Source organism: Coprococcus sp. RTP31081st1_H1_RTP31081_211007 (assembly GCF_040227275.1).
GTDB classification, from domain to species: Bacteria; Bacillota; Clostridia; order Lachnospirales; family Lachnospiraceae; genus Coprococcus; species Coprococcus aceti.
Genome location: NZ_JBEHVP010000002.1, coordinates 431,741 through 444,055, shown reverse-complemented (window position 1 = coordinate 444,055; position 12,315 = coordinate 431,741). Strand labels below are relative to the sequence as shown.

At 43.8% G+C, this 12,315-nt stretch carries 9 protein-coding genes; all 9 read left to right on the top strand.

Going from position 1 to position 12,315, the window contains the following annotated elements:
- The first annotated feature begins 20 nt into the window (after window positions 1–20).
- The 9 genes from sufC (at window position 21) to ABUA31_RS06075 (ending at window position 12,151) form a co-directional block, all read left to right on the top strand.
- A complete protein-coding gene (sufC, locus tag ABUA31_RS06115; RefSeq protein ID WP_004851768.1) occupies window positions 21–770 on the top strand; it encodes a Fe-S cluster assembly ATPase SufC in 750 nt (249 codons plus the stop codon).
- 3 nt (window positions 771–773) lie between these two features.
- Entirely contained in the window at window positions 774–2,180 is a 1,407-nt protein-coding gene (sufB, locus tag ABUA31_RS06110; RefSeq protein WP_004851766.1) for a Fe-S cluster assembly protein SufB, read from the top strand.
- Window positions 2,181–2,194: 14 nt separating this feature from the next.
- On the top strand, window positions 2,195–3,262 hold the full coding sequence (locus tag ABUA31_RS06105; protein ID WP_349818944.1) for a SufB/SufD family protein: 1,068 nt from the start codon (window positions 2,195–2,197) through the stop codon (window positions 3,260–3,262).
- The gene (locus ABUA31_RS06100; RefSeq protein WP_022216169.1) at window positions 3,243–4,460 is read left to right on the top strand and encodes an aminotransferase class V-fold PLP-dependent enzyme; all 1,218 of its coding nucleotides are present in this window, start codon (window positions 3,243–3,245) and stop codon (window positions 4,458–4,460) included. The genes ABUA31_RS06105 and ABUA31_RS06100 overlap by 20 nt, the downstream gene beginning before the upstream one ends.
- The gene (gene sufU, locus ABUA31_RS06095) at window positions 4,450–4,890 is read left to right on the top strand and encodes a Fe-S cluster assembly sulfur transfer protein SufU (RefSeq protein ID WP_004851759.1); all 441 of its coding nucleotides are present in this window, start codon (window positions 4,450–4,452) and stop codon (window positions 4,888–4,890) included. Before ABUA31_RS06100 ends, sufU begins: the two co-directional genes overlap by 11 nt.
- Window positions 4,891–5,109: 219 nt before the next feature.
- The gene (locus tag ABUA31_RS06090; protein ID WP_022216170.1) at window positions 5,110–6,222 is read left to right on the top strand and encodes a sensor histidine kinase; all 1,113 of its coding nucleotides are present in this window, start codon (window positions 5,110–5,112) and stop codon (window positions 6,220–6,222) included.
- Window positions 6,212–6,940: a response regulator transcription factor gene (locus tag ABUA31_RS06085; RefSeq protein WP_055145411.1), complete on the top strand. Its 729-nt coding sequence runs from the start codon at window positions 6,212–6,214 to the stop codon at window positions 6,938–6,940. Before ABUA31_RS06090 ends, ABUA31_RS06085 begins: the two co-directional genes overlap by 11 nt.
- A gap of 79 nt (window positions 6,941–7,019) precedes the next feature.
- Window positions 7,020–9,530: an Ig-like domain-containing protein gene (locus tag ABUA31_RS06080; protein WP_349818943.1), complete on the top strand. Its 2,511-nt coding sequence runs from the start codon at window positions 7,020–7,022 to the stop codon at window positions 9,528–9,530.
- A gap of 158 nt (window positions 9,531–9,688) precedes the next feature.
- Window positions 9,689–12,151: an Ig-like domain-containing protein gene (locus ABUA31_RS06075; protein ID WP_349819988.1), complete on the top strand. Its 2,463-nt coding sequence runs from the start codon at window positions 9,689–9,691 to the stop codon at window positions 12,149–12,151.
- Window positions 12,152–12,315 lie beyond the last annotated feature (164 nt).

The following is a 12,315-nucleotide window of genomic DNA, read 5'->3' as shown; positions in this document are numbered from 1 at the left end:
GTATAAAAGGAGGCAGACTGATGTCAGATAAAAAATTATTGGAAGTTAAGAATTTACATGTTGATGTTGAGGATAAACAGATCCTTCACGGTGTGAACCTGGAGATCGGCAAGGGTGAGACACATGTACTTATGGGACCTAATGGAACCGGAAAGTCAACCCTTGGATATGCACTTATGGGCAATCCTAGATATACAGTCAGAGAGGGCGAGATATGGTTTGATGGTAAGAACATCACAGAAGAGGCTGTCAATGAGCGTGCAAAGGCAGGAATATTCCTCTCATTCCAGAATCCTCTAGAGGTGCCTGGTGTGACACTCAGCTCATTTATAAGAAATGCCCTTGAGCAGAAGACCGGCAAGAGAATCCGTCTCTGGGATTTCAAGAAGGAGCTTGAGAGAACCATGGAGATCCTTCAGATGGATCCATCTTATGCGGAGAGAGACCTGAATGTGGGATTTTCAGGTGGTGAGAAGAAGAAGGCAGAGATACTTCAGCTTCTGATGCTCAAGCCATCACTGGCAATCCTTGACGAGACAGATTCAGGACTTGACGTTGATGCAGTCCGTACAGTATCAGCAGGTATCGAGGAATACCAGAAGAACTGCAAGGGAAGTCTGCTTATCATCACACACAGCACCAAGATCCTTGAGTCACTCACCGTTGACTACACACATGTCATGGTTGAGGGCAAGATCATAGAGACTGGTGACGCATCACTTGTGGACAAGATCAACGAGTCTGGATTTGCAGAGTATGAAAGGATATAGAAGATGAAGGAAAAGACATATGTAGAGGACATAGACAGAAATATATATGACTTCAAGTATGATGACAAAGATGCCTATAAGCTTAAAGCTGGTCTCACACCTGAGATAGTTGAGCAGCTTTCAAAGGAGAAACATGATCCGGCATGGATGCAGAATTTCAGACTTGAGTCTTTACAGATATACAACAATATGCAGGTGCCTGACTGGGGTCCATCCATCGAGGGACTGGATATTGACAATATAGTTACTTACGTAAGACCAAATACCAAGATGAAGGGCAGCTGGGATGAAGTTCCTGAGGATATCAAGGATACATTTGAGAGACTTGGAATCCCTCAGGCTGAGAGAAAATCCCTTGCGGGAGTTGGTGCACAGTACGATTCAGAACTCGTATATCACAATGTCCGCCAGGAGGTTGCGGACATGGGAGTTGTGTACACTGATATGGAGAGTGCACTCACAGGTGAGTATGCAGACATGGTGCAGAAGCATTTCATGAAGCTTGTCACCCCTCATGATCACAAATTTGCAGCACTTCACGGAGCTGTGTGGTCAGGCGGTTCATTTGTATATGTGCCACCTGGAGTAAAGGTTGAGATCCCGCTTCAGTCATACTTCAGACTTAATGCAGCGGGCGCGGGTCAGTTTGAGCACACACTCATCATAGTAGATGAGGGAGCGGACCTCCACTTTATAGAGGGCTGTTCAGCACCGAAGTACAATGTGGCGAACCTTCACGCAGGCTGTGTGGAGTTGTTTGTCGGCAAGAACGCAAAGCTCAGATATTCAACCATAGAGAACTGGTCCAAGAACATGTACAACCTGAACACCAAGAGAGCTCGAGTTGAAGAGGGTGGAACCATCGAGTGGGTATCGGGTTCATTTGGATCACATGTGTCATACCTTTACCCGATGAGCGTGCTCAAGGGCAAGGGCGCCAGGATGGAGTTCACCGGAGTTACATTTGCCGGTAAGGGACAGAACCTTGACACAGGAGCGAAGGTAGTTCATGCGGCACCTGACACAAGCTCATATATCAACACAAAGTCTATCTCCAAGGACGGGGGTATAAGCACATTCCGTTCATCAGTTGTAGTGACAAAGGAGGCTGAGAACTCCAAGGCAGCAGTTTCCTGCCAGTCACTTATGCTTGATTCGATATCACGTTCGGACACCATACCGGCCATGGATATCAGAACCAAGAAGGTAAATGTGGGACATGAGGCACAGATAGGAAGCATCAGTGACGAGGCTGTGTTCTACCTGATGTCCAGAGGAATGAGTGAAGAAGACGCGAGAGCATGTATCGTCAGTGGATTTGCAGACAATGTATCGAAGGAGCTGCCGCTTGAGTATGCTCTTGAGATGAACAACCTCATCCGTCTTGAGATGAAGGGCAGCATAGGTTAAGGAGGTGCGGTGACATGGAGAACAATAACGAGATGAAGATCAACAAGCTCCCGGCAAAGACATGGTACTGGCTTCGCATGAACGACACAGCACTTAACTGGAATCCGGACATGGCGGGATGCAGTGTGAAGATAGATGGTGGCAAGAAAGCTGATAAGCAGGCTTCTGATTTCGATGGAATAGAGACTGGTGCAGGAAGAGATGCGGACGTACTCTTCGCACAGCGGGCAGCAGGAAGTGTACTCGTTGCGGACGAGACCAATAAAGGGCAGACAGTACACGTGCTGATAAATGGAACCGGGGCAAATGGCAGCAGCGGTTATGCTTACGTGCAGGCAGATGCAGGTTCAGACATGACAGTCATAGAGACATTTGGCGAGAATGCAGAGGGTGGCAGCCTGGCATTCCGTACACGCTTTAATATAGAGAAGGATGCACACATACGTCTTGTACAGATATTCATGCAGGATGAGAACACGACCATACTCAACGACGTGGGAAGTGAGTGTGCGGAGAATGGGCAGCTAGATGTGCTTCAGATATTTATCGGCAAGGGCAATCTGTACAACGGTGTGAGAACTGAGCTCATTGGTAAGCGTGCTTCAACCAACATGGATATAGGTTATCTGGGACAGAAAAAACAGGTGATAGATATAAATCTTGTCGTGAATCATATAGGCAAGAAGACCAACTGCAACATACAGGTGGATGGAACACTTAAGGATGCTGCGGAGAAGATATTCAGAGGTTCGATAGATTTCAAGACAGGTTCATCGGATTCGAAGGGCGCTGAGACTGAGAATGTACTGCTGCTCGGCGATGATGTGGTGAACAAGACTATTCCGCTCATCCTCTGTGCAGAGGAGAATGTGGAGGGTTCACATGGAGCGACCATCGGTGAGCTTGACGAGGATACTTTATTCTACTTCGCGTCAAGGGGAATCGACATGGAGACAGCCGAGGACATGATGACCAAGGGCAAGATGGAGGTCCTCTACCGCAAGATCCAGGACGAGAACACAGAGAAGCTGGTGGAGAAGCAGCTTGCGGAGGTAATGGAATATGACAGACAGGAATTATAGAGAGGATTTTCCTCTGTTGAGAAACAATGACACAGCTTATATAGACAATGCGGCCACAGCACAGAAGCCACAGGTTGTCATAGACGCTGAGAGAGAGTTCTACGAGAAGAGCAATGCGAATCCCCTGAGAGGATTTTATCCGCTCAGCCTTGAGGCGACAGAGAAGTATGAGAGTGCCAGAAAGGTAGTCAGGGACTTCATTCACGCTGACTCTGAGAAGGAGATAATCTTCACCAGGAATACCACAGAGAGCCTTAACCTTGTGGCATACAGCTACGCGCTGAATAACCTTAAGGCTGGTGACGAGATAGCAGTCACCATCATGGAGCACCACAGCAACATGCTTCCATGGCAGATGGCAGCCAGAGTTACAGGCGCAACTCTCAGATATCTCGACTGTGAGAAGGATGGAACGCTGACTGACGAGACCATCAATGCGGGAATCAACGAGCACACAAAGCTGCTTGCTGTCGGACATGTGTCAAATGTCCTCGGATGTGTGAATCCGGTCAGAAAGATGGCTGACAGAGCACACAGCTTTGGCGCGGTTGTCGTTGTCGATGGCGCACAGAGTACACCGCATATGGCTATAGATGTGCATGAGCTTGGCGCTGATTTCTTTGCATTCTCAGGCCACAAGCTGATGGGACCTATGGGAATAGGAGTGTTATACGGAAAACAGGAACTGCTTGACGCGATGCCTCCATTCATGTCAGGTGGAGAGATGATAGATTCAGTTTCAAGGGATGGCGCTGTATATGCGGAATTGCCTCACAAGTTTGAGGCTGGTACGGTAAATGCGGCTGGAGCTGCGGGACTTGCGGCTGCTATAGGCTACATCAAAGAGATTGGATTTGACTATATAGAAAAGAGAGAGCTGGAGCTCACGACCCGTGCCATGGAGGGACTTGCAAAGCTTCCTCACGTACATGTCATCGGTTCAGATAAGCCGGAGAACCACACCGGAATAGTGGCGTTCACCATAGACAATGTACATCCGCATGATGTCAGCGAGATCATGGCTGCGGATGGAATAGATGTGAGGGCTGGACATCACTGCGCACAGCCACTGCTTGTACACCTTGGCGTGTACAACACGACAAGGGCAAGTTTTATGTTCTACAATACAGATGAAGAGGTAGATGCATTTGTGGAGAGTGTCGCAAATGTGAGAAGGAGAATGGGATATGCAGAATAATATTCAAAACAGGAATTTTTATAATGAGATCCTTACAGAGCACAATATGCGTCCTGAATTCAAATATGATCTTCCAGCAGCAAATGTAGTTCTGGAGGGTGTTAATCCAAACTGCGGTGATGACATATGGCTCAAGCTCAAGGTTGAGAACGGAGTCATCGAGGACGGATCATTTGTGGGAGACGGATGTGCCATATCACAGGCATCGGCAGATATAATGCTTGGAATGATCATAGGAAAGACCAAGGAGGAGGCCTTGAAGCTTGGACAGCTCTTTCTGAAGATGATACAGGGAGAGGCTACAGACGAGGAGATAGACCAGCTTGAGGAGGCATCAGCGCTCAAGGATATAGCGCACATGCCGGCCAGAGTAAAGTGTGCGGTCCTCGGATGGCACACCCTTGAAGAAGCACTGAAGAATATATCATAAGGGTGGATTCCTTATGATAATGCGGGCGCTGCGCGAAACGCATCGGAATGCGCCTGCTCCACATATCGTAGATATTCTTTATCTGCATCTTAACTATAGGCATGATATACTTCACTTGAATGTGTGAAAGCGGGCGCCGCTGGTAAGATCTATGTCGTTTGTGACATAAGGTGTACTGGTGGCGCTTTCTTTAAAATAATCCAAAAGGGATTGATACATATGAAAAAAATAAATATACAAAAAAGCAAAAAAAATAAGGGGTGTAAATGTAAGGACATTATAAAAAATGTGCTGTTGATGCTGGTGATGATAGCCATAGGGGTTGGATTGTGTCTGATAATAAAGACAACATTTACTACAGACATATTGATACCGGCCGTCATGGTGTTTTCGGTATTTTTGATATCGGTGTTCACTGACGGATATGTGTATGGAATACTGGCATCTGTAGTCAGCGTGATAATAGTGAATTTTGCATTTACATTTCCGTATTTCAAGATAGATTTTCTTATTCCTGAAAATATCACATCGGCGATAATTATGATAGCCATAGCGTTTATTACCTGTGGTTTTACAAGCAAGATAAAGTATCAGGAAATGCTCAAGAAAGAAAGTGAGATGGAGAAAATGAGGGCGAACCTGCTGCGTGCAGTGTCGCATGATTTTCGAACTCCGCTTACCACCATTTACGGGGCCAGCTCGGCACTTATAGAGAGTGGCAGCGAATTTACGGATGAGCAGAAGGAGAAGATGCTCAGGGGAATACAACAGGATTCCCAGTGGCTTTATCGTATGGTTGAGAATCTGCTGTCCGTAACGAGGCTGGACGGAGACATTAATCTCATAAAGACCCCGATAGCCCTGGATGAGCTGATAGATTCGGTGCTTATCAAATTTGCAAAGAGATATCCTGATCAGGAGGTAGAAGTCGATCTGCCCGATGAGCTGGTCATCATACCAATGGATGCAATTCTCATAGAGCAGGTTATCATCAATATCCTTGAGAATGCAGTACAGCATGCAGAGGGAATGAAGAATCTGGCATTGAATGTGAAATGCGATGGCGACAGGGTTGTGTTTGAGGTACAGGATGATGGCGATGGAATACCGGAGGATAGGTTGAAACACCTGTTTGATGGAAGCCTTCTGGGGGACAGCTCTGATGAGGTGTCCGCGGACTGCAGGCCGAGAAGAAATGCCGGAATAGGTCTGTCGGTATGTGCGACCATCATAAAAGCACATGGAGGAGATATAAGTGCATACAATTCCGCGGAAGGTGGTGCAGTATTCAGGTTTACACTGAAGATAGAGGAGGTTACGGATGAGCAATAACAAATACAAAGTCTTGATAATAGAAGATGAACAAAATATCAACAACCTGCTGGATACCCTGATGCAGGCAAATGGTTATCAGACGATCATAGCCACATCCTGCGGGAGTGGACTTATGATGTATGCGTCTCATAGGCCTGACATAGTTATACTTGATCTCGGACTCCCGGATAAGGATGGTATATCGTTCCTCACAGAGATAAGGAAGACGGATTTTACACCGGTCATAGTCCTGTCTGCTAGATCAGATGAGAAGGATAAAGTTGAGGCGTTAAATCTCGGGGCAAATGATTATGTGACCAAGCCATTTGGCTCGGAGGAGCTGGTTGCCAGGGTCAGATCTGCACTCCGCACAGTGCTTTACCAGGCACATGACAGTGAACTGCCGACAGGGAAATTCCAGACTGGGGATTTGCTCATAGACTATGAGGCCAGACGAGTGTTCATAGGGGATGAGGAGATCAAGCTGACTCAGACTGAGTACAACATAGTCGATCTTCTGTCCAGACATCCGGGCAAGATGCTTACATACAGTTTTATAGTCAAGGAGGTCTGGGGCTACAATGACATGGGAAGCACCAAGAGACTTCAGGTCAATATGGCGAATATAAGAAAGAAGTTCGGAGTGAAGCCGGGCAAGAAGAGTTTTATCATCAATGAGCTGGGCGTGGGATACAGAATGTGTGATGACAGCGAAAAACTCATTGATAGTATTTGATGGTAGATTAATAAAATAAAGTCCGCTATACTGATTTTATGAAGTATAGCGGATTTTTTATTAAATCAGGAGGAGTGTTATGAAAGGGTACAGAAAAATCATGAAGGCTGTGGCGGTCATTCTTGCATTTGCACTGATATTTTCAGGTATGAATGTTCCGGGAACTGCGCTGGCAGCTACAACGGCGGCTACGGCAAAAAACACGGTTGTAAAGAGCATCACTGTGAGCAATCTGCCAGCCGGCACACTTACGCTCAAGGCGGGAAAGTCATTTGCTCTTAAGACAAATGTGGCGGCGAAAGAGCTGAAATTCGTAACCAGCAACAGAAGGATAGCAACCGTGACAACTGCGGGAGTGATCAAAGCAGGAAATGTAAAAAATGGGACAGCTAAGATTACAATGTCGCTGAAGGCTGATCCTAAGGTAAAGAAGGTTATTACGGTAACTGCAGGACAGCCTGTCACGAGTGTAAAGCTTACTAAAAGCAAGCTGACGCTGGTAAAAGGAAAAAGTGCTGTGGTAAAGGCTTCTGTTGGAACAAGCAAGGCAAGCAATAAGAAGGTCGTATGGAAGAGCAGCAATATAAAGGTTGCTAAGGTTAATTCCAGAGGACGGATAACAGCAGCCGGAGGCGGTTCAGCAGTCATCACAGCAGTAGCTGCAGATGGTTCCGGCAAGAAGGCAAGTTGTAAGGTATCAGTCAAGGCGTATGTAACTTCTATAAAGTTCAAAAAGGGCAGCGGTAAGATGTATGTGGGAAAAACAGAACAGTTAAACCCAGTCATTGCACCGGCAGATGCAACAAACAAAAAGTGTACCTGGAAGTCTTCGAATGATAAGGTCGCTATGGTAAGTTCATCCGGACTCGTTGTGGCTGTTGGCGCTGGAACCACAGTGATTACAGCAACAACTACAGACGGAACAAAAAAGACAGTAAAATATAAGCTGTCAGTTCTAAATGCTGTGAAGATTGCTTCGGCGCAGGTGGATAACAGGCAGACAATAAATGTTACATTGTCATCTGCACAGAAGCTGACAGCATCAAATTTTGCTGTTAAAGTAAAGACCACATTAAATGGCGGCATATACAACAAGAGCATTCCGATTGAAAGTGTGTCTACAGGAGACAATAAAAAATACACGATCAGGTTAAACAAGGAGAACAGGCTTTCATCTTCGGACAGAATATGTGTGTACGTAAGTGGACTTACAGGAACAGGAACCGGTAAGGTGGAGACATATTATTCTGACGGAAAGTATAATAAGACATATTATGAAGCCAGAGCAATTGAGCAGAATGCGAATGTGAATACAGACGTTAATTTATCTGGCAGTGGCTACCTCAAGGTTTCTGTAAAGGACGTTCCGGCTGGAATGAGGTATACAATAGGTGGAATGCGTTCCAACTGTATTACTTTCACAGGGAAAATAACCAAGTCTGGCACATCAGTCACGACAATTACAGCAGTTGATGAGTATGGTAATACAATGACAACTATCGTAACATGGTGTGTATACAACAGCTCCGTGATATCAGCTTATTACAGCCCAAGGTATTATCGCACTCGTGGTGAAAGTGGAGCGGCTGTGCATGTAGCTGCTGATATAAATTCTGTAGCTGGTGGCTCAGGAAATTATATCTATGATATAGTTGGCAATACTTATGGTCTTGATATTTATAGTAATGGTAAATTGGAGGGTTACATCAATAAGGCTGGTACTTATAATATAAAAGTCAGGATAACGGATTCCGATAATGCCGGAGTCAGCACAACTGTAGACTGTGTGATAAATGTTGCACAGGGAATTACAGTATCGGGATATATCAGGGATGTGGCAGGAGAAGTATTGTCAAATGCATATATTATATTTACGAATAGGGACAAATCCACAGAGTATACATATTACTGTTATTCTGATGTAAAAAGAGATGGATCGTATTCTGTAGATATTGTTCCTGGGACATATGATATAGCTATATATTCGGGTTCGGACACAACATACATATATTCACAGCGGTTTACCGGAAACATTTCGGGAAGAAATTATTCGTCGGATGTAAAAAAGATATCCGTTAGATCAAAGGATAACGGATATAATATAGAGAATATCGGCACATGGTATGACGAGGATGGCAACAGCGTTGGAGCTGGTGCATACGTTTATCTGGCGCCTGGTACTTACAGACTTACAGGTCGCGGGGTTGCTTTAGCCGGAACTATAACCGCAACGATAAACAGCAAGACTTCATATGTTGTAGCAGATATTAAGACAGACTATGAGGAGATTGGTGATAGAACCTCTATAAATGCATCAGTGGGAACATACTATAGATTTGTTCCAAAGATGACGGCAGCATACTATATCTATTCAAGCTCTGGATCGAGTAATAATCCATATGGACATCTTTATGATGCAGATGGAGAAGTGCTTACAATTAATGATGATGACAAGCAGGAGCATATCAGCACAGGAAATGACCACGATTTCTATATGTCATATAACTGTGAAGCAGGAAAAGTCTACTATATTAATGTTACACGAAACAGCAGTATGGTATATATAACCACAGAGTATCCTGGAAATTAAGTGGATACCCGTACGTCTTTTTATGTGGATATGAGTAATGCTCAATAGCATGTGCGAGATTGACAAGCATAGTATATAATTTTTAATATATGATATGGTGTAATAAAAGGGAATGTTACATAAAAAAGGAGGAAATTTATGAAAAAGGGAACAGGTTTATGGCTCTCGTTGCGCTGATCCTTGTGTTTGCGCTGACATTTACAGGTGTCAGCATTCCGGCAAAAGCAGCGACCACAACAACCATCAGTAGTATTACGGTGAAAAATCTTCCAAGTAATACACTAACACTCAAGGCAGGGAAAACATTTACTCTGAGGACAAATACGACTTCAGGCAATCTCAAATTCTCAACGAGCAATAAAAAGATAGTGACAGTGTCTTCTGCGGGAAAGATTAAAGCAGTGAAAAAGGGAAGTGCAAATATCACGATCTCTCTCAAGTCAAATGCGAAGATCAAGAAGGTGGTGAAGGTCACAGTCGGACAGCCGGCCACAAGAGTCAAGGTGAACAAATCTGCGCTGACGATCAAGAAGGGCAGGTCGGCAGTGATAAAGGCGACAGTAGGACCTAACACAACCAGCAATAAGAAGGTTATCTGGAAGAGTAGCAATTCCAAGATCGCAAAGGTAAGTGCTACAGGCAGGGTCACAGCGGTAAAAGGCGGAACAGTGACTATCACAGCAGTGGCTGCTGACGGTTCAGGAAAGAAAGCAGTCTGCAAGGTAACAGTAAAGGCACCGATAACATCATTAAAATTCAGCAAAATAAGTGGAAGGCTGTATGTAGGCAAAACGATGCAGCTCAGCCCAGTTATAAAGCCGTCAGATGCAACCAATAAGAAATGTGCATGGAGTTCTTCAAATGATAAGGTAGCCATGGTAAATTCTGAAGGAAAAGTATATGCGGTTGCTGCAGGAACAGCAGTGATAACAGCAAAGGCTACAGATGGCACAGGTAAGAAGGCGACATACAAAATAACGGTCGAAAAACCAGTCACAATTGTATCGGCAATGATGAGTAACCCTCGTACAGTTAAACTTACGCTGTCATCTGAACAGAAACTGACGTCCTCAAGTTTTTCAATCAAGGCGAGTACAGTGATGAATGGTAATTATAATTACAATATTCCATTTGACAGTGTTACAACAAAAGACAATAAGAACTATACGATTGCACTGAGAAGAGGCTATACATTGTCAAGAAAGGCAAGAATCTGCATATATATAAAGGGACTTACGGGTACAGGTAATTCTAAAATTGAGACATATTATTCTGGAGACGTGAATAATAGAACGATTTATGTATCCTATAAGTGTGAGCAGAATGTTGGTATGAATAAGACTCTGGATGTAAATAGCATTGAAGGTTATAAGGGCATATGTGTGATCAATGTAGTGGGCCTCCCTGCCGGCGTGAAATACAAGGTGGATCCAGGAGATGCCAATAAGGTTTATTTCAGTGGAAAACCGACTAAGGCGGGAACGACTGTGACAACTGTTAAAGCAGTCGATGAACTGGGAAATGTGGACACTTATGAAATTTCATGGAATATATACAGCCAGACAACGATTGCAGGAAATTATGAACCAGTATTTAAAATTATGGGACGTAACAGCCATATCTGTAGGATCAACAATAGTATTGCAGCTGTGGCTGGCGGTTCCGGAAGTTATACATACAGTTTTGTCGGAGAAAGTTATAATCTCAGCATTGATTCAAAAGGAAAAATAACCGGTAAATTAGAAGAAGAAGGTACATATAATCTCAAAGTAAAAATAACAGATGCCAACAACGAAAAAATAAGTACCATAGTTGGTTGTGTGATAAAAACTATACTTGGATCAACTCTTATGGGGTATGTCAGAGATAAAAATGGCAATATACTGGATGGGGCAAGTGTTATTATCATAAACAAAGATAATTCAGTCCAATACGAACTTAACAGTGAATTTGCTACAGTAGATCGTAATGGACAATATTATATGTCAATTATTCCTGGAACATATGATGTGAAAATTAAAATTGGGGACGATGTGACTTATATCGGCAATCGTACATTTGGCGTTGGGGAGAATAAAGTGGATCTTGCGGCGGATGTAACAAAGATTGCGGTCAAATCTAACAATGAAAAGTGCACGGTTGACGATCTGGGCAGATGGACAGATGAATATGGTAGAATATGTGGCTGGAACGGATATGTGTATCTTGTTCCTGGAACATATGAGCTGACAGCGGAAGGTTCAGGTAAGCGTGGTGTGATATCAGCAAAAGTGACCAGTAAGACGACCACGTTAACTGCGGATGTGAATGAATTTGCTATTGACTTTGGCAATTTTAACGATGTATATGCAGAAGTTGGAATGTATTACAGGTATGTGCCAAAGAAAACAGGAACATATTATTTTTATTCTGTTTCATACGGTGATCCAAAGGGATACTTATATGATGAGAACAAAAATCTGCTCATGGAAGTGGACGATGCAGAGCATAGCAAGACAACAAATAAAAAAGATTTTTACATGAGCTATAACTGTGAAGCTGGAAAGTCATATTACATAAAAGTAAGCGGTAGTTCGGTTGATGTGTATGTAAGAGATTGTGATCCTAATGCAGAGGATTAACGGCTGGATATGTGCTTTATAAAGGAGTGGAGATGATATTTTTTACATCTTCACTCTTTTTTTAAACAATAAAAGCACATAATCCCTATTGACATAGTAGGAAATAAGTTGTATACTCCAACATGTTGATAGATAATTACTACATATCAGATAGGATATATGTG